Here is an 18,604-nt window from a genome sequence, read left to right as displayed (position 1 = left end):
GTTGAAATAAAAGGACCCGAAATCATCTCCGGGAGCAGTGAATTTCAAGCAACGCTACTGTACTCAACTGTCCACACGTGAATTTCATGAAAAGAAAATTCACCTGCGCAGAGGCTGCGCAGGTGATAGGTCGGTTGCAATGATTTCGATCAGCCGTGGCTCTGCTGCGTGACGATCACCGGGATCAGCAGATCGCCCCAGTTGCCGTCACCGCCGTGATGTCGTGCCGAGCGCACGAGCTCGACCGAGACGCCCGCCTCGACCGCCTTCATCACCGACTGGTTGAGGCGGTGCAGGTCGTTGGCCAACATGCGGATCGTCGCTTGCTGGTCGACGCTCATCGTCGTGGACTGTTCCTCAGCGCGTTCCTTGACACGGCTTATCGATGCCATTGGTCTTCTCCTTGTGTTCCAAGCCCTGTTGGGCGTTTCCTCTGTATTTCTGTGATCCGCTATTCCGCGGCCGGTTTGAACTGTGCGTGCTCGGTCGATTCATGCATGGCGGTGGTCGAGGACTGGCCGCCGGTGATCGCCATCGAGACGGCGTCGAAATAGCCGGTGCCGACCTCGCGCTGGTGCTTGGTCGCGGTGTAGCCATTGGCCTCGGCAGCGAACTCGGCTTCCTGCAACTCGGAATAGGCCGCCATCTGCCGTGCCTTGTAGCCGCGCGCCAGTTCGAACATGCCATAGTTGAGCTGGTGGAAGCCGGCGAGCGTGATGAACTGGAACTTGTAACCCATGGCGCCGAGCTCTCTCTGGAACCTGGCGATCGTCGCGTCGTCGAGGTTCTTCTTCCAGTTGAACGATGGCGAGCAATTGTAGGCGAGCAGCTTGTCGGGGTGGTGCCTGCGCACGCCCTCGGCAAATTTCCTGGCCTGCGCCAGGTCGGGCTTCGAGGTCTCGCACCAGATCAGATCCGCGTAAGGCGCATAGGCGATAGCGCGGGCGATGCAGGGCTCGATGCCGTTCCTGACGTTGTAGAAGCCCTCCACCGTGCGCCCGGCGCCGTAGTCGACGAAAGGCTGGTCGCGTTCGTCGATGTCGGAGGTGAGCAGCTTGGCGGCTTCCGCATCGGTGCGCGCGACGACCAGGGTCGGCGTGCCCATCACGTCCGCCGCCAGGCGCGCGGCGTTGAGGTTGCGGATATGCGCCGCGGTCGGGATCAGCACCTTGCCGCCGAGATGGCCGCACTTCTTTTCCGACGCCAACTGATCCTCATAGTGGACGCCGGCGGCGCCCGCCTCGATGAAGGCCTTCATGATTTCGAAGGCGTTGAGCGGTCCGCCGAAGCCGGCTTCCGCGTCGGCGACGATCGGCGCGAACCAAGTCTCGACCGAAAGCCCGTTGCCTTCGGACGTTTCGATCTGGTCGGCGCGCTGCAGCGTGCGGTTGATGCGCTTGACCAGTTCCGGCGCCGCATTGGCCGGGTAGAGCGACTGGTCCGGATACATCGCGCCAGCCGTGTTGGCGTCGGCGGCAACCTGCCAGCCCGACAGATAGATCGCCTTCAGCCCGGCGCGCACCTGCTGCATTGCCTGGTTGCCGGACATGGCGCCGAGCGCGTTGACGAAATCCTCCTCGTGGATGAGCTTCCACAACCGGTTGGCGCCCATTTCGGCGAGGCTCTGGCGGATCTGCACCGAACCGCGCAGCCGCTTCACATCCGCCGCGGAATAGGGCCGTTCGATGCCGTCGAAGCGACCTTCCGGCGCCGATGGGACGAGGTTGTAAAAATCAGTCATTGGTCACTCCGAAGGATTGCTGCGCGGTGTCCGGGCATCAATTATCTGTGCACCGGAATATGACTGAATTTACATTGCGGCGCGAAATGGGCCAGAAAATTCAACAGAATCGGCGAGATATAAGGGAAAACCTGTGTTGCCTTTGACAGGCGCGCGCTGTAAATTTGTCATGATTGTAAATGGCAGCACAGCGAGGTTGCCACCAAATCTGTGTAAATTCCTGTCAAGGACAGTCGATGGCTGACCAGAAAATATTCGCCGGGCCGCGCATCCGCCGTATCCGCAACGCCAAGGGCCTGACCCAGACAGCGATGGCCGAGGGCCTCGGTATTTCGCCATCCTATCTCAACCTGATCGAGCGCAATCAGCGGCCTCTGACGGTGCAACTGATCCTCAAGCTGGCGTCCGTCTACAAGGTCGATCCTCACGAACTGCAAGGCGAGGCAAGGGGATCCGTCGCTGCCTTGAAGGAGGTGTTCACCGATCCCCTGCTGGTCGGCGAATTGCCGGGCGATCAGGAACTGATCGAGCTTGCCGAGGCAGCGCCCAACGCGTCCGCGGCGGTGATAAAGCTGTTCCGCGCCTATCGCGAGCAGGCCGAGCGCCTGTCCGATCTCAACGAGCTTTTGGCGCGCGAAGGTCGCGCAACGGCACTTTCCGGCGCCCGCCTGCCGATCGACGAGGTGCACGAGATTTTCGAGCGCCGGCCGAACCATTTCGCAGCCCTCGAAGAGGAGGCCGCGGCGTTCACCTCGGTGCTCGATCCCGGCGACGATCTGTTCGGCGCGCTGAAGGCCTGGCTGAAACGCGAATACGGCATCGTGGTCAAGGTGCTGCCGGTCGCCACCATGCCGAACTGGCGCCGCCGTTACGATCGCCACTCGCAGCGCCTGTTCCTGTCCGAACGCCTGTCGCCGTTCGACCAGTTGCGCGAAGTCGCGATGGAGGCCTGTCTGATCCGCATGACAGTCGCGGTCGCCGGCGAGATCCAGGCGCTCAAACTGGCCACCGACGAGGCACGCCGCCTGGCCCGCTTCGAACTTGGCCGCTATGCGGCGCATGCGTTGATGATGCCCTATCAGGCTTTTCACGCGGCTGCCGTGCGTGCCCGCTACGACATCGATGTCCTGCGCTCGCGCTTCGGTGTCTCCTTCGAACAGGCGGCGAACCGGCTGACCATGCTGCAGCGGCAGGGTGCCTCAGGCGTGCCGTTCTTCATGCTGGAGGTCGACAATGCCGGCAACCGCTTCCGCAAGGCCGGCAGCCAGGGCTTTCCGCAAAGCCGCTTCGGCGGCGGCTGTCCCAAACTGCCTGTCCATGTTGCCTTCACCCAGCCCGGCCAGGTCTTCGTCGAGGCGGTGGAAATGCCCGACGGCGCCGAGTTCCTGTGCATCGCCCGCACGCTGGAAGGGCCGCAAGGCGCGTTCTCGGAACGCCCGCGCCGCACCGCGCTGCTGCTCGGTTGCGACATCGGCTTTCGTGACGAGATCATTTACGGCGCGGCACTGCCTGGCGCGGTTGCCGCTGCAAAGGCCGGGGCCGGCACTGTCGCGGCGACGCCGGTCGGGCCTGCCTGCCGGCTTTGCGAACGCGTCGGCTGCCTGGCGCGCGCCGAACCGCCGGTGACGCGTCCGCTCGGCCTCGACGAGATGGTGACGGGCTTGAGCGCCTTCGATTTCCAGTGACGCCGAGGCAAGGTGCCACACAAGGCAAGGTGCCACAATTGTCGCCGGTCGCTGGCTCACCCCTGGGGTTCGGCTTTGCGTTACGCGAACAGGGTATCTTTTTGTCGTCCCTTGCGCATCGTCCCGTCCACAAAAGCCCGACAGTCGCGCCCATGACCGACACCGCATCATCGCCGATCGTCGCATCGCCAGCCGTCTCGCCGCGCGAGGAACGCGTCGGCATGCTTTTGGTGTTCCTGTCGGCGCTGATGTGGAGTTTCGGCGGCACCATCGCCCGCTTCATCACCACCGGCGACAGCTGGACGGTTATTTTCTGGCGCTCCATCTGGGCAGCCGCCTTCCTGATCTGCTTCATGGTCTGGCGCGACGGCTGGCGCGGCATGCTGAAAATGTTCCGTGACATGGGTCTGCCCGGCCTTGGCGTCGGGATCTGCTTCGCCACCGCATCGACCGCGTTCGTCGTGGCGCTTGGCTACACCACCGTCGCCAACATCCTGTTGATGCAGGCCGGCGTGCCGTTGCTGGCGGCGCTGTTTGCCTGGGCGTTGTTCCGCGAAAAGGTTGGTATCACGACCTGGGTGGCGATTGCCGCCGTCATCGCCGGCGTCGCCATCATGGTGTCGGAATCGCTCAATGGCGCCGTCTCGCCCATAGGCGACGGGCTGGCGCTGTTGATCGCGGTCATGTTCTCGATCGCCACCGTCATCACCCGGCGGTTTTCCAGCGTACGCATGACGCCGGCGACCTGCCTCGGCACCATGCTTGCGGCCGGCTTTGCCGCCTCGCAGGCATCGACATTCACTGTATCGGCCAGTGACATGGGCTTTCTCTTTGCTTTCGGCGTGGTCAATCTCGGCATTGGCCTCGCGTTCTTCGCCACCGGCGCACGGCTGATTCCGGCGGCCATCGCCGCACTGCTCGGCACGTTCGAGCCGATCCTCGGCCCTATATGGGTCTGGCTGATCCATTCCGAGGTGCCGTCGGCGCGCACCATCATCGGTGGCGCGGTGGTGGTCACGGCGCTGCTCGTCCATATCGGGCTCGAATTCAAGCGCCAGACACGGCCCGAGCGCGCTGGGGTTACCGGAGTGCCGTCGCCTAATTGAGGCGGCGCGCAGCTTTGCCATTGACAACTTCGTAGCCGCGCGGGCAGGCTGGGAATACGGCAACAACAAGACAGGCGTATCTTGCCAAGTCTCCCCCCCGGTCAGATCGAGACCGGACCACATCGTCGTATCTTTGCCCGCGCCACGGCGAAAGCCTCTGACGATAGCGGCATGCCTCCCAGGCCGCCGCAGGGGCACAGAGCCATCTCTCGCCGCTCATCGGACCGCCCGCATGGTGTCGGCAGTTCGCGCTTGTCGCCCCTTGGAAAGCTCAATAGTCTGAAACAAAAGCACGGTCGCGCTGACACCACGACGAGCCGGCGAAGGAACACTCACCAAAGGAGAATAGCATGATCCGCAAAGCGCTCTGGCTTTCGGCAACCTCGGTATTTCTGACGCTTTTCACCGTCGGCGGTCACGCCGAAGACCGTGTCGTCAACGTCTTCAACTGGTCGGACTATATCGACAGTTCGATCATCGACGATTTCACCAAGGAAACCGGCATCAAGGTCGTCTACGACACCTTCGATTCCAACGAAATCCTTGAAACCAAGCTGCTTGCCGGCGGCAGCGGCTATGACGTCGTCGTGCCCAGCGGCAATTTCCTCGCGCGCCAGATCCAGGCCGGGGTGTTCCAGAAGCTCGACAAGTCGAAGCTGCCGAACATTTCCAACATGTGGGATACGGTTTCGGAGCGAACCGCCAAGTATGACCCCGGCAACGAATACTCGGTCAATTACATGTGGGGCACGGTTGGCATCGGCTACAACATCAAGAAGGTGCAGGCGGCACTCGGCACCGACAAGATCGACAGCTGGGATGTCTTCTTCAATCCCGACAGCCTGGCCAAGTTGAAGGACTGCGGCGTCTATGTGCTGGACTCGCCGGCCGACATCATTCCGGCGGCCTTGAAATATCTCAACCTCGACCCGAACAGCACGTCGCCAGACGATATCGCCAAGGCCGAGGAGACGTTGCTCAAGGTCCGGCCTTACATCCGAAAGTTCCACTCCTCCGAATACATTAACGCGCTCGCCAACGGCGATATCTGCCTGGCGGTCGGCTGGTCGGGTGACGTGTTCCAGGCCCGCAACCGTGCGGTCGAGGCCAAGCAAGGCGTCGAGATCGGCTATTCCGTGCCGAAGGAGGGCGCTCAGATGTGGTTCGACCAGATGGCGATCCCTGCGGACGCGCCGCATGTTGCGGAAGCGCTCGAGTTCATCAATTACATGATGAAGCCGGAAGTTATCGCCAAGTCGTCGAACTACGTGCTCTACGCAAACGGCAACAAGGCTTCGCAGCAATTCGTCGACAAGGCACTGTTGGATGATCTTTCGGTTTATCCCGATGCCGAGACGATAAAGAAGCTCTACACCGTCTCGCCATACGATCCCAAGACCCAGCGCGTCATCACGCGCACCTGGACCAAGATCGTTACTGGCCAGTAAGCAAATCCGACATGGTCCCGGCAGCCACCTGCCCGGGACCATTCTTTTCTGGGGCAAGAAGCAAGAATCAGGACGGAGTGGGACATGAAATCGCTTGGCAGCATCCGCAGGGATTTTGCGCCGTGGAACGACCCGAATGCCAAGCCTTATATCCAGTTCGACAACGTCACTAAGAAGTTCGGTGACTTCACAGCCGTCAACAACCTGTCGCTGACCATCTTCGAGCGCGAGTTCTTCGCTCTGCTCGGCGCCTCCGGTTGCGGAAAATCGACGCTGCTCAGGATGCTCGCGGGCTTCGAGGAGCCGACGGCCGGCCGCATCCTGCTCGACGGCCAGGATCTGCGCGGCATCCCGCCCTACCGGCGGCCGGTCAACATGATGTTCCAGTCCTATGCGCTGTTCCCGCACATGACGGTCGAGAACAACATCGCCTTCGGCCTCAAGCAGGACGGCATGCCGAAGCCCGAGATCGCGTCGCGCGTTGCCGAGATGCTGAAGCTGGTCAAGCTCGAGCAGTTCGCCAAGCGCAAGCCGCATCAGCTGTCCGGCGGCCAGCGCCAGCGCGTCGCACTCGCCCGCTCGGTCGCCAAGCGGCCGAAGGTGCTGCTGCTCGACGAGCCGCTTGGCGCTTTGGACAAGAAACTGCGCGAGGAAACGCAGTTCGAATTGATGGACCTGCAGCAGAACCTCGGCCTGACCTTCGTCGTCGTCACCCACGACCAGGAAGAGGCGATGACGATGGCCGATCGCATCGCCATCATCGACAAGGGCGAGGTGATGCAGGTGGCAACGCCGGCCGAAGTCTATGAGGCGCCAGGGTCGCGCTTCGTCGCCGGCTTCGTCGGCAATGTGAACATGTTCGAAGGCAAGATCGCGCGTGGCGAGGCCGGCAGCGCCAGCATCGATGCCGGCAATGGCATCACCATCCGCACCGACAATGCCGGCACCGCCGGCGCCGGAACGGCCGTCACCTTCGCCATCAGGCCGGAAAAGATCAAGGTGTCGTCGAAGAAGCCGGCCGAGGCGGTCAACGCGATAGAGGGCGAGGTCTACGACATCGCCTATCTCGGCGACATGACCGTCTATCACGTCAGGCTGGACGACGGCCAGGTGGTGCGCGCGAGCACCATGAACGCGGCCCGCATCACCGAGGATCCGTTGAGCTGGAACGACCGCGCCTGGGTTTCCTTCCGGCCCGACGCCGGCGTCGTGCTGACGCGGTAGGGGGCGACCATGTCGAGCGCCGCCGTCACCACCGCATCAGCCTCTCCGGCAACCAATGCCGGCAAATCCGCCCTCGCCAGGCTGGGCGCCGCCTTCTTTGGCCGCCTGGTCATCATCATCCCCTATGTTTGGCTGCTGTTCTTCTTCCTCATTCCGTTCGTCATCGTCTTCAAGATCTCGCTGTCGCAGACGGCGATCGCCATTCCGCCCTATACGCCGGCACTCGATTTCGGCGGCGGCATTTCCGGGTTCCTTACCCAGCTGAAACAACTCAGCCTCGACAACTACGCCTGGCTGACGCAGGACGCGCTCTACTTCAACGCCTATGTGACCAGCGTCATCATCGCCGCGATCTCGACGATCCTGACATTGCTCGTCGGCTATCCGATCGCCTACGGCATGGCGCGCGCACCGGCGACGATCCGCCCGACCTTGCTGATGCTGGTGATCCTGCCGTTCTGGACCTCGTTCCTGATCCGCGTCTACGCCTGGATCGGCATTCTCAAGCCCGAGGGGCTGCTCAATCAGCTGCTGCTCGCCACCGGCGTCATCCACCAGCCGCTGATCATCCTCAACACCTATACGGCGATCTTCATCGGTATCGTCTATTCCTACCTGCCGTTCATGGTGCTGCCGCTCTATTCCGCGCTTGAGAAGATGGATTATTCGCTGATCGAGGCAGCCAAGGATCTCGGCTGCCCGCCGACCAGCGCGTTTTGGAAGATCACTTTCCCGCTGTCGCTGCCCGGCGTCATCGCCGGTTGCCTGCTGGTGTTCATCCCCGCGGTCGGCGAGTTCGTCATTCCCGACCTGCTCGGTGGATCGCAGACGCTGATGATCGGCAAGACGTTGTGGAACGAGTTCTTCGCCAATCGCGACTGGCCGGTATCGTCGGCCGTGGCCGTCATCCTGCTGTTGCTGCTGATCGTGCCGATCATGCTCTTCCAGCGGGCTCAGGCGCGCGCTCAAGAAATGGACAGGTGACCTCATGAACGCCACCTGGAGCCGCTTCAACATCACCTCGATCGTGCTTGGCTTTGCCTTTCTCTATTTGCCGATCGTGCTGCTCATCGTCTTCTCCTTCAACGAGTCGAAACTGGTCACCGTCTGGGGCGGTTTCTCGACCAAATGGTACGTCTCGCTGTTCCACAACCAGGGCCTCATGGACGCGACCTGGGTTACGGCGCGTGTTGGCCTGATTTCGGCCACCGTTGCGACGGTGCTGGGCACTCTGGCTGCACTCACCTTGACCCGCTACACGCGCTTCAAGGGCAGGGTGCTGTTTTCAGGCATGGTCTTTGCGCCGCTGGTCATGCCGGAAGTCATCACCGGCCTGTCGCTGCTGCTGCTCTTCGTCGCTGTCGGCCTCGACCGCGGCTTCCTCACCGTGACGCTCGCCCACATCACACTGACCATGTGCTTCGTCGCTGTCGTCGTACAGTCGCGCCTCATCACCTTTGACCGCTCGCTTGAGGAAGCAGCGATGGATCTGGGCGCAACGCCGGTGAAGACCTTCTTCCAGATCACGCTGCCGGTGATCATGCCGGCCATCGTCTCCGGCTGGATGCTGGCCTTCACTCTGTCGCTCGACGATCTGGTCATCGCCAGCTTCACCTCCGGGCCGGGCGCCACGACGCTGCCGATGAAGATCTACAGCCAGGTTCGCCTCGGCGTGACGCCGGAGATCAACGCCGCCTGCACCATCCTGATCGCCGTTGTGGCAATTGGCGTCGTCATCGCCTCGCTTGCCAACAAGCGGCGTGAGGTGCAGCGCCAACTCGACGAGCGGGCCGCGCAGCGCGGCTGAAAGATGGAAGGCGCGGCTGCTTATTCCCCCGAAACGCCGCGGCTGATCGGGGAAATGAACGGCGTGCTCCATGTCCCGCCGACAAAGAACGACGACTGGTTGGGGCCTTGCTGACCATTGGTCTGCGTTGCCGCCTGGTCCGCCTGGATGACACCGCCGGACAATGCCAGTCCTCGTCCGGCGTAGGAGGCGATGCCCGACAGCCAAATCTTGTACTTCGCCGAATTGGCTTCGGCCTTGTCGATCCGTGCCACGCCCTTCGAAATGGTGGCCTTGATCTCGGCGCCGTCGATCGGCAGCGTTCCGTCGGAGACGTCGTCAAGCGCGAAGAAGCCGCCTTGTTCGGTATGCTTGAGGAAGGCCGGCAGGTTGAGTTTGCTCAATGCACCTGGCCCGAAGGTCGCCGAAACCGAGCCGTCGGCATTGTCGAAGATGGAGTCCCAGGTTCTGCCTGGTCCCTTGAGGATCACCGAGACGGTGCCAGTGCCCACCGGCACCAGCCGGGTCATGCCTGCCGCCGTGCCAAAGGCACCGCCGTCGATGTCGGACGCCAGCAGCCGGATCTCGACCTGCGAGCCTTCCGGCTTGCGGTCGAAGCGAAGGCTGGTCTGGATGTTGCCGCCGAAGGCCGAGGCGTCGGAGATGTCGAAGACGGAAAGACCATCCTTGACCTGGGCGGTGGCGGCGACATCGGCGAGCTGGATAGGCCCCGCCGTGGCGTGCGCTGCCGACAACCTCAGATCGAGGTTGATCTTGTCGGCGAAACTTGTGTCGATTTCGCCGGGCCCCGCCCCTCCGGTCGGCGCCAGCGGCGTGAAGGCGGAGAGGAACGATCTGAGGTCGAGCGTGTCGAAGGCGAGCGTGCCGGAGATCACCGGTTGCGCTTCGCCAAGCGAGAGGTCCAGCGCACCCATTCCCGGATTGTTGTCCAGGGCAATGGCCGTGTTGTCGAATTTGACGCGCCCGCCCGTTGCCGTGATCTTGCTCGAAATGCTGACCGAGCCGATCGCAGCGCCCGGCGCAATGCCGGCCTGCGACCATTCCAGGACACGCCGTAGCGAGGGTGCCGAGAATTTCGCCTGGCCGTCGAAATATGTATTCTCGGACATGCTGGCCGTGCCATCGAACGAGAAGGTGGCGGGTGCCGCCTTGAAGGATAGCGTGAGCGGCGCCGTACCGCCGGCAAACAGCACAAGCGGTTTCGGCGAGGCGACGTCCAGCGCAACGCTTTCGCCGCGCCAGATCCCTGTTGCCGACAGCGTCGCATTGCTGTTCATCGCCGCCCAATTCGCCTGGCCGGTCAAACTGCTCAGGATCTCGACGTCCTTGCCGGCGATGGAGGCCACCATGCGGCCGTCGCGGAACTCGACCGTGCCGAATGTGTCGGTCGGCAGCTTGTCGAGATCCGGCTTGGCGGGGTCGGCATTGACCACGCCGCGCGCCGTGTCGATAGAGCGCGTGATGCGCCCGCCGGTCGGGACGGCGGGCAGGAAGAGGCCGGTTGGCGTGCGCTGAACCCGGATCGTCGGCCGCACCAGCCGTGCCGTCGAAAACACCACGTCGCCGCGCAGGGCCGCCATGGCGGAAAGGTCGACCTCGACCCGCTCTGCTTCGACGACCGGCGGCGCCTCGGTGTCGGTCCATTGTGAGAGCGTCACATCGGTCAGGATGGCGCGGAATGTCGGCCAGACCTCGATGCGCGGCGAACCTTCGATGGCGACCCGAAAGCCGCTCCACGCACTCATTTCCCAGGCGATGCGGTCGCGCACGATACGGGTGGAGGCGATCAGCGGCAGGGCGGCAACCACCAGCGCGATGACGATACCGGCAGCGCCGATCGTCCATACTCCGCGCCGGATCAAAGATGATGGCATATCGCCCCGTATGCTTCCATTCCGACAAAAATCGCCCGACGGGTGTAACCCGGGCCGTCACTACGGCCCCAGTCGTCACTACGACTTAGGGCTGAGGCATTTCAAGTCATTATGGCCCGGCGATGGCATTTGCGCACATCTGGTCGCATTGACCGAACAAAATCTTGCTCTGCTGCGTTGCGATATGCATAAGCGATGGCGACCGTGGAGGAACGATCATGGCTGCCGAAGTACCGCTCTGGACCCCGACACAAGACCAGATTGACGCCGCGCCGTTGACCGCTTTCACCAAGGCAGCCTCTTTGAAAGCCGGCGCAACGTTTTCTTCGTATTCGCAGCTTCACGGCTGGTCGGTCGAGGACCGTGAAGGGTTCTGGAGCCTGGTCTGGGATTTCTGCGGCATCGTCGGCGACAAGGGCACCGATGGGGGCGAGCCCGCGCTCGTCGATGGCGACAGGATGCCCGGTGCCTCCTTCTTCCCCGATGCCACGCTGAACTTCGCCGAGAATCTGCTGAAGAAGACCGGCGCCGGTGAGGCAATCGTGTTTCGCGGCGAGGACAAAGTCGAGCGCCGGCTGTCTTGGAACGAGTTGCACGCGCTGACCTCGCGGCTGCAGCAGCTTTTCCTGTCGCTCAAGGTGAAGAAGGGCGACCGCATTGCCGCCATGATGCCCAACATGCCGGAGACCGTCGCCGCCATGCTGGCCGCCGCCTCGATCGGCGCCGTCTGGTCGTCCTGCTCTCCCGATTTCGGCGAGCAGGGCGTGCTCGACCGCTTCGGCCAGATCGAGCCCGTCATTTTCATCGCGCCGGATGGCTATTGGTACAACGGCAAGGCGATCGAGGTCGCCGACAAGATTGCCGCGGTCGCGGCCAAGCTCGGCACTGTCCGCAAGATCCTGGTCGTCGACTATCTCGGCACATCGAGCGATGTCGCTGCTACCATAGACAAGGCGGTGGCGCTGGAAGAGGCGTTGTCGCCCTTCGCCGGCAAGCCCGTTGCCTTCGAGCCACTGCCGTTTTCGCATCCGCTCTACATCCTGTTTTCGTCAGGCACGACCGGCATTCCCAAATGCATCGTCCACTCGGCCGGCGGCACGCTGCTCCAGCATGTCAAGGAACATCGGCTGCATGCCGGGTTGCTCGACGGCGACCGCTTCTTCTACTTCACCACTTGCGGCTGGATGATGTGGAACTGGCTGGTATCGGGTCTCGCTTCGGGTGCGACGCTGCTGCTCTATGACGGCTCGCCCTTCTACCCCGACGGCAATGTGCTGTTCGATTTCGCCGATGCTGAGAAGATGACCTTCTTCGGCACCTCGGCCAAGTTCATCGATTCGGTGCGCAAGGCTGGTCTCAAGCCGATCCGCACGCATGATCTGTCCACCGTGCGGGCTATTGCCTCCACAGGCTCGCCGCTGTCGCCGGAGGATTTCTGCTTCGTCTATGACGGGATCAAGAAGGACGTGCACCTGGCGTCGGTCTCCGGCGGCACCGACATCGTCTCCTGCTTCGTGCTCGGCGTGCCGACGCAGCCGGTCTGGACCGGCGAGATCCAGGGACCCGGCCTCGGCCTCGCGGTCGATGTCTGGGACGACGAGGGCAGGCCGATCCGACAGGAGAAGGGCGAACTGGTCTGCACCAAGGCCTTTCCGGCGATGCCAATCGGCTTCTGGAACGATCCCGAGGGCAAGAAGTACCAGGCGGCCTATTTCGAGCGTTTCGACAATGTCTGGTGCCACGGCGATTTCGCCGAATGGACCGTGCATGGCGGCCTGATCATCCATGGCCGCTCCGACGCCACGCTCAACCCGGGCGGTGTGCGCATCGGCACGGCGGAGATCTACAACCAGGTGGAACAGATGCCGGAGATTCTGGAAGCGCTGTGCATCGGCCAGGACTTCGACAATGACGTGCGCGTCGTGCTGTTCGTGCGGCTGGCCGCCGGCGTGCAACTCGACGAGGAACTCGAAAAACGCATTCGCGCCAAAATCCGCAGCGGCGCGAGCCCGCGTCACGTGCCGGCCAGGATCGTCGCCGTGTCAGACATCCCGCGCACCAAGTCGGGCAAGATCACGGAACTCGCGGTGCGCGACGTCGTGCACGGCCGCGCCATCAAGAACAAGGAGGCGCTCGCCAATCCAGACGCGCTGGAGCTGTTCAAGAACCTGCCGCAATTAGCTGAATAGCCGGGCGCAGGCATGGTTAACCAAATATGTCAGTAGAATTTACCTAGATTTCATGAGTGGTACACATTCGTAAATTTTCCGCCGTGCCGGTAAGGAGTTGTTAAGGTCCGGCGTCGATAGTCGCATGTAACTTGAGGGAGAAATCCCGTTCCTCAGCCCCCGGAGGATCCGAATTCGCTCAAGCCCCCGTTGTGACAGCAATCCCATCTCTTAAGGCGCCCTTTTGGGCGCCTTTTCTTTGTCGCTACCGGACCGAGCCGTGGAGAGGGCTGGCCTATTCCGCGAGCACGCGGGTCGATGGGAAAGCGACCTCGACCAGGGTGCCTTCACCCGGTGTCGAGTTGATGGTGAACCGGGCGCGGTTGGCTTCCACCATCGCCTTGGTCAGTGGCAGTCCAAGGCCCGTGCCGTCGCCGCGCCCACGCTTCAGCGCGTTGATCTGCTTGAACGGCTTCAACGCCTGCTCGATCTCGGCCTGGCTCATGCCGATGCCGGTGTCGCGCACCCGCATGACGACGTCGCCCGACGTCTCATAGGCGGTCGAGACGATCACCTGGCCGCCGGCCTGGGTGTAACGGACGGCGTTTGACAGGATGTTGAGCGCGATCTGGCGCACGCTGCGCAGGTCGGCCACCACTTCCGGCAGCCGCGATGCGAAGCTGGAGCGGATGATGACGCGTTCGCGGTTGGCCTGCGGCTGCATCATCGCCACCGTCTCGGCCAGCGTGTCGTTGAGCGACACCGCCTCATAGGCCATCTCCTGCTGGCCGGCTTCGATCTTCGAGATGTCGAGCAGGTCGTTGACCAGGTCGAGCACATGATTGCCCGAGCGGTTGATGTCGCGCAGATAGTCGCGGTAGCGGTCATTGGCGACAGGTCCGAACTTCTCGTCGACCATTAGTTCGGAAAAGCCGATGATGGCATTGAGCGGCGTGCGGATCTCGTGGCTGATGCGGGCGAGGAAATCGGTCTTCTGGGAAGACGCGCGCTCGGCCACCGCACGTGCCTGGGTCAAATCCTCTTCGGCCCGCTTCCACTGCGTGATGTCGCGCACGACAGCGCAGAAGCCACTGTCGCTGGGCAGCCGGCCGATGGTCATGAACAGCGGAATGAAGCGCCCCTGCGCCTCGCGGCCGATCACCTCGCGGCCGTCGTTCATGACGCTCGCCACGCCTGGCTCGGACAATCCGTTGAGATAGTCGCGCGCCGCGCGCTGGCTTTCGATCGCAAACAGCGAGGCGAACGGCTTGCCGGTCACGTCGTCGCTGTCGAAACCGAACAGCGCTTCGGCCGGGCGGCTGATCGAGCGGATGGTGCCGTCACGGCCGATCAGCACGACGCCGTCGGTGGCGGTGTCGATGATGGTGCGCATCTCGGCGATGCGCGCCTTCAGCTCGGGAATGTCGGGCTGCGTCTGCTCGTCGCCAACCGCATGCAGGGCCGCCGGTGCATCATCCTCGCCGGAGCGACGCACCACCAGCATCAGCGCCTTGCCGTCGCGCCAGGGAACCGAGCGCAAGATGGCCTCGATCGGGAATTCCTGCCCGTCACGCGTCTTCAACCGCAGCGCGCGATCGGTGCCGTCGGAGGCGCCGTCATCGGCATAGGGGTCGGCAAACAGCGCGCCGAGGCCACCGGCATCCGCCAGGTCATCGAGCGCCTCATAGCCGGTCAGATTGAGGAATTCCTCGTTCGCATAGTGCAACTGGTCGCCGGAATGGATGAGCAGCGGCACCGGCAGCTTGCCGAGCAGCAAGGTGTCCGGAGCCTTGTGCTCATCTCCAGCCGAAAACGCCGATGGCACGAAGCCTTCGGTCTTGAGCGGCGGCACCTGCAGGCGAGGGCGCTCGCCTCGTGCCGTGACGGCGTCGCTTGCGCTGGTGGTTTCCTCGGCGGATGCAACCGCCTCCTCGTCCGCCGCTGCGCGTTCCTCGTCGGGCTGCGCCCAGTCCTCGCTATCCTCGGCATCGCGAAAATCAGCTGACGTCATACTGTCGTCATCGCCGGCGTCATGTGTCGCGTCAGTGGCTTCAGGCTCTTCGCCAGCCGCAATGGGCTTGGTGATTTCCTGTTCCGCCGCCAGCGGTTCGGAAACAGGGGCCTCGTCAGTGTTGTCCGTGACAGGACCGCTTTCGTCATCATGGCCGGCATAGTCGAGCAGCGAGCCCGTCACATTCGGCACGAAGGGTTCTTCAAGAACCGTTTCGCCGGGGTGGCCGCCGTCAAGCCGCGCCAGATCCTGCTCGTCTTCGGCATCGACATCGGTCTCGGATGGCTCGACCGGTTCGTTCTCTGGCTCTGCCGCGGGGATTTCGCCGGCATGCGTCGGACCTTCCTGTTGGACGACATCGGGCGTCGACGCAACCTCGCCGGCCGCCTTGGCCGGAGCCTCGGCCTCCGCTTTCGGCACACCCGCGGTGTCCGCCAAAGGTTCAGCGGATGTCTCGGTCTTCACTCCCCCGGAGCTTTCGAGGCCGGGCTTCTCTGTCTCTGCCGGCTCGACCGGGGCGCTGTCCTTCTTCAGTCTCTCGCCGATTTCGCGAAACGCGCTGCGTTCCAGGGTCGACAGGCCCTTGTCGTTGGCTGGCTGGCGATGCTCGGCCAGCCGGATCACCTTGTCGGCAAAGCGCCGCTCCGGTTTCGGCACGATGGTCAGCGCCGGCACTTCGCCCTTGAACGGGTCCGATGCCTGAGGATCCTCGGCCTTCGGCTGTTCGGGCTCGGGTTCGACGGCTTGCGGTTTCGGCGCCGCGCCATTGGGCACCAGCGCCATGCCGATCGCTTCCGGATCGACGACCGCATCACTGGCGCGGGCGACGCCGAAGCCACGGAAACCCTCGAAGGCGCGGCTGCGGTCATAGACAGGCAGCGCGGCGAGGTCGACAGGTATCTTCAGATCGGTGCCGACGACCGGCCACAGCACGGAGCGCCCGGACCAGGTATCGCGCCGTTCCAGGAGGCCGGATATCTCGCCGGAGGGGTCGAGGCCGAAGGTGGCCGCGACATCCCTGAAGCGCCGGCCGATCACGTCGGCTGCCGGCTTGCCGACGATGTCGGCGAATTCGGGGGACAGTGCGCTGAACTTGCCCTCGGCATCGGTGCGCCAGACGAAGCGTACCGGCGCCGCCGTGCGGTCGATCGACCTCGCAACCGGGCGTTCGAGAGGCGCGGCGGCCTTCGTATCGTCCTGCGTCGGATTTTCCGCTGCAACTTCCGCGACGGTGCCGGGAGGCTCGGCGGACTCGGTTGCGGCTGGCCGGTCGGTTGGTTGTGCATCATCACCGGCATTGAAGTACCAGTGATCATGCTGCGCCGGCGTGCGGTCGGCCGGGTCGTTGTCCGCCGCCTCCGCGGGTTGCTCGGCGGGATAGATATTCTCAGGCTCGGCAGGCACCGATATGGTCTCGGCGGCTTCCGCAACGCTCGGTTCGTCCACTACGGCAGCCGGGTGTTCGCTGTCGACTGTCGGCCTGTTGTCCTGATCGGGTTCCGGCTGGGCGATCGTGCTTTCCGCAGCTGCAGTCCCGGATGAGGCTGGCTGCTGTGCTTCCACGATGCTGCCGTCGGCAGCGGCTTTGTCGTCGAGCCGGTCTTCGTCGATCACCACCAGCAGATGCCGTTCCTCGGTCAATCTTGCCAGCCCTGCCGGATAGGAGACCGTGCGGCCGGGGACGAGACGCTTGACGATGCGGTCGGTCTCGGCCGCGACGTCGGCGACGAGGGCCGCCAGCGTCTCCGGCAAGATGCCCAGTGCCGGAAATCCTTCCGAGGCCGCCTCGATAGTACCGCCGGCGTCGACAAAGGCGATGAAATGGCCATCCTCGGTGAAGCCGCTGATGGCGCGAGTGGCGATTTCGCCGGCACTGCGCGAACCTGTCTGCGCCGCCGGAACGGCCAGCATGATGGCTTTTTCGGCGTCCGGCATGGTCACCGCACTGGCCAGGAAGCCGACGGCGCGGCTGGTCATGCCGGTCGCCAGCCGCACCATGATGGCGCGGTCGCTGCCGATCTCGGGAAATCCGCTGGTCGCCATGATCTGGCGCCTGGCGATCAGGGGCAACTGTGCCGAGGCGCCGATGATCGCCTCGATGTCGGGATAGCCGAACACCGCGGCGCCTGGCCCATTGGCCCAGATCACCTGCTCCAGATCCGCCGACAGGATCGCGATCGCGTCGCCGGCGGCAAAGCGCTGGCGAACCGCGTCGAGCACGGCGACGTCGAGGAAGGAATATTCGGACGGCATGCGCTTGGCGAACCCTCACGGAGCGGCGAATTTGCAGTTAACGCTTTGTTAATAAAAGCCGGAGGCGCGAAGGTCCACAAGCCAGAACGTGCAAAGGCTGGAATCTGGGCTCTTGGTTAACGGCCCAAAAGAAATTTATGGTGCACTGCAACAAAGATATTGCAATGCACAAAATTTGCCTTTATATTGCCATCATACATGAACGAGACGGCTTTCTGTCAAAGCCGCTGCCGCTGAAAAGGATGGAATATGTCCAGGACCAAGACTGCCGACACGATCGAAAACGTTGAATTCCCGAGCTTTGATGCTTCCAAGGCCACCGACCAGATGCGCGCTTTCGCCGAAAAGGGCGTCGAGCAGTCGAAGGAAGCCTATGCCAAGCTGAAGACCGGCGCCGAGGAGACCCGGAAGGCTCTGGAGTCGACCTTCGAGACCGCCAAGACCGTTTCCAGCGACCTGTCGCTCAAGACCATTTCCGCTTTGCGCGCCAATGCCGAGGCCGGCTTCTCCCATCTCGAAGCGCTGATCGGCGCCAAGTCGCTGTCGGAAGTCGTCGAGCTGCAGACCGCCTTCCTGCGCAAGCGCGTCGAAACGACCGTCGAGCAGGCCAAGGACTTCCAGGCCGTTGCCTCCAAGGCCGCCGAAGACGTCTCCAAGCCGATCAAGACCGCCTTCGAGAAGGCGATGAAGGAAATCAAGGTTGCCTAACATCTACGCATGATCTGAAGATGCAACAAAAGGTCGCATTTTCTTAAAAACGATCGGGCGTATGATGGTAGTCATCAAGGAATACCCGGCGGGTGGAACCTCCTCCCTCTGCTCTCCGGGGTGACCAGCCAGCACCTCCTCCCGCTGGCTCGTAACAGGAAAAGGCCGGCACCTCCTCCCGCCGGCCTTTTTCTTTGTCTGGGTCCTGCTCTTGCCTTGTGCCCTCTTTTTGCCAGGCAAATGCCGCGCCGGTGTGGGGAAGTGACCTTTGCTTTCCAAAAGCCTTGAATTAGAATCCATAAGCCCGTAAGGACGCATCGCCGAACGACAGAGCGGTCGGGACGAGTTTCTGTTTCGATCCCGCTCAGGCAAACGTGCCGTTGTAGCTCAGATGGTTAGAGCGCCGGATTGTGGATCCGGAGGTCGCTGGTTCGATCCCAGCCAACGGTACCATTGGGTTTCCCGATAAGTAATTGAATTTGTTGTAGAATTTACCGTTTCCGGTAGCCGGTCTTGCGGCCATTCTTGATTTTGTGTTACCTATTGTGTTACCTATTGTGATACAAATGGGGTTTCTAG

Annotated in this window: 12 protein-coding genes and 1 tRNA gene; 9 read left to right on the top strand and 4 right to left on the bottom strand. The window is 62.9% G+C overall.

Annotation, left to right across the window (positions count from 1 at the left end; all coding sequences use genetic code 11):
- Nucleotides 1-149 precede the first annotated feature (149 nt).
- Both HB777_24335 and aceA read right to left on the bottom strand, forming a co-directional pair.
- Nucleotides 150-392 (bottom strand): hypothetical protein, encoded by a 243-nt coding sequence (locus tag HB777_24335; GenBank protein QND66725.1) that lies wholly within the window; start codon nt 390-392, stop codon nt 150-152.
- 59 nt (nt 393-451) lie between these two features.
- Complete coding sequence (gene aceA / locus HB777_24330; protein QND66724.1) at nt 452-1,741, bottom strand: isocitrate lyase; 1,290 nt, start codon at nt 1,739-1,741, stop codon at nt 452-454.
- 236 nt (nt 1,742-1,977) lie between these two features.
- Here aceA and HB777_24325 point away from each other — a divergent pair, with 236 nt between their 5' ends.
- From HB777_24325 to HB777_24300, 6 genes are all read left to right on the top strand, one after another.
- Nucleotides 1,978-3,426 (top strand): XRE family transcriptional regulator, encoded by a 1,449-nt coding sequence (locus HB777_24325; protein QND66723.1) that lies wholly within the window; start codon nt 1,978-1,980, stop codon nt 3,424-3,426.
- A 152-nt stretch (nt 3,427-3,578) separates the two neighbouring features.
- The gene (locus HB777_24320) at nt 3,579-4,532 is read left to right on the top strand and encodes a DMT family transporter (protein QND66722.1); all 954 of its coding nucleotides are present in this window, start codon (nt 3,579-3,581) and stop codon (nt 4,530-4,532) included.
- Nucleotides 4,533-4,882: 350 nt separating this feature from the next.
- On the top strand, nt 4,883-5,980 hold the full coding sequence (locus HB777_24315; GenBank protein QND66721.1) for a polyamine ABC transporter substrate-binding protein: 1,098 nt from the start codon (nt 4,883-4,885) through the stop codon (nt 5,978-5,980).
- A gap of 84 nt (nt 5,981-6,064) precedes the next feature.
- Nucleotides 6,065-7,204, top strand: a complete 1,140-nt coding sequence (locus tag HB777_24310) for an ABC transporter ATP-binding protein (GenBank protein ID QND66720.1) — start codon at nt 6,065-6,067, stop codon at nt 7,202-7,204.
- A 9-nt stretch (nt 7,205-7,213) separates the two neighbouring features.
- Entirely contained in the window at nt 7,214-8,188 is a 975-nt protein-coding gene (locus tag HB777_24305; protein ID QND66719.1) for an ABC transporter permease subunit, read from the top strand.
- A 4-nt stretch (nt 8,189-8,192) separates the two neighbouring features.
- On the top strand, nt 8,193-9,011 hold the full coding sequence (locus HB777_24300; GenBank protein QND66718.1) for an ABC transporter permease subunit: 819 nt from the start codon (nt 8,193-8,195) through the stop codon (nt 9,009-9,011).
- 20 nt (nt 9,012-9,031) lie between these two features.
- Here HB777_24300 and HB777_24295 read toward each other — a convergent pair whose 3' ends face one another.
- Nucleotides 9,032-10,885 (bottom strand): AsmA family protein, encoded by a 1,854-nt coding sequence (locus HB777_24295; GenBank protein QND66717.1) that lies wholly within the window; start codon nt 10,883-10,885, stop codon nt 9,032-9,034.
- A 218-nt stretch (nt 10,886-11,103) separates the two neighbouring features.
- Between HB777_24295 and HB777_24290 the strand changes: the two genes are divergently transcribed.
- Nucleotides 11,104-13,074, top strand: a complete 1,971-nt coding sequence (locus HB777_24290; GenBank protein ID QND66716.1) for an acetoacetate--CoA ligase — start codon at nt 11,104-11,106, stop codon at nt 13,072-13,074.
- Between the two features lie 274 nt (nt 13,075-13,348).
- On the opposite strand, the gene HB777_24285 is transcribed toward HB777_24290, so the two are convergent.
- Entirely contained in the window at nt 13,349-17,317 is a 3,969-nt protein-coding gene (locus HB777_24285) for a PAS domain S-box protein (GenBank protein ID QND66715.1), read from the bottom strand.
- 249 nt (nt 17,318-17,566) lie between these two features.
- Between HB777_24285 and HB777_24280 the strand changes: the two genes are divergently transcribed.
- Both HB777_24280 and HB777_24275 read left to right on the top strand, forming a co-directional pair.
- Complete coding sequence (locus HB777_24280) at nt 17,567-18,025, top strand: phasin (protein ID QND66714.1); 459 nt, start codon at nt 17,567-17,569, stop codon at nt 18,023-18,025.
- A 376-nt stretch (nt 18,026-18,401) separates the two neighbouring features.
- Nucleotides 18,402-18,478, top strand: a tRNA-His gene (locus HB777_24275).
- Nucleotides 18,479-18,604: the final 126 nt, after the last annotated feature.

The organism is Mesorhizobium loti, from assembly GCA_014189435.1.
Taxonomy (GTDB): Bacteria; Pseudomonadota; Alphaproteobacteria; order Rhizobiales; family Rhizobiaceae; genus Mesorhizobium; species Mesorhizobium loti_G.
Note: the sequence above shows the minus strand (reverse complement) of the source record. Positions and strands in the feature narration are given on the sequence as shown.

Coding starts and splice junctions, on each gene's coding strand:
- HB777_24335 (QND66725.1), bottom strand. CDS start 392: ATGGCATCGATAAGCCGTGTCAAGGAACGCGCTGAGGAACAGTCCACG.
- HB777_24305 (QND66719.1), top strand. CDS start 7,214: ATGTCGAGCGCCGCCGTCACCACCGCATCAGCCTCTCCGGCAACCAAT.
- HB777_24280 (QND66714.1), top strand. CDS start 17,567: ATGTCCAGGACCAAGACTGCCGACACGATCGAAAACGTTGAATTCCCG.
- aceA (QND66724.1), bottom strand. CDS start 1,741: ATGACTGATTTTTACAACCTCGTCCCATCGGCGCCGGAAGGTCGCTTC.
- HB777_24310 (QND66720.1), top strand. CDS start 6,065: ATGAAATCGCTTGGCAGCATCCGCAGGGATTTTGCGCCGTGGAACGAC.
- HB777_24290 (QND66716.1), top strand. CDS start 11,104: ATGGCTGCCGAAGTACCGCTCTGGACCCCGACACAAGACCAGATTGAC.
- HB777_24325 (QND66723.1), top strand. CDS start 1,978: ATGGCTGACCAGAAAATATTCGCCGGGCCGCGCATCCGCCGTATCCGC.
- HB777_24295 (QND66717.1), bottom strand. CDS start 10,885: ATGCCATCATCTTTGATCCGGCGCGGAGTATGGACGATCGGCGCTGCC.
- HB777_24285 (QND66715.1), bottom strand. CDS start 17,317: ATGCCGTCCGAATATTCCTTCCTCGACGTCGCCGTGCTCGACGCGGTT.
- HB777_24315 (QND66721.1), top strand. CDS start 4,883: ATGATCCGCAAAGCGCTCTGGCTTTCGGCAACCTCGGTATTTCTGACG.
- HB777_24300 (QND66718.1), top strand. CDS start 8,193: ATGAACGCCACCTGGAGCCGCTTCAACATCACCTCGATCGTGCTTGGC.
- HB777_24320 (QND66722.1), top strand. CDS start 3,579: ATGACCGACACCGCATCATCGCCGATCGTCGCATCGCCAGCCGTCTCG.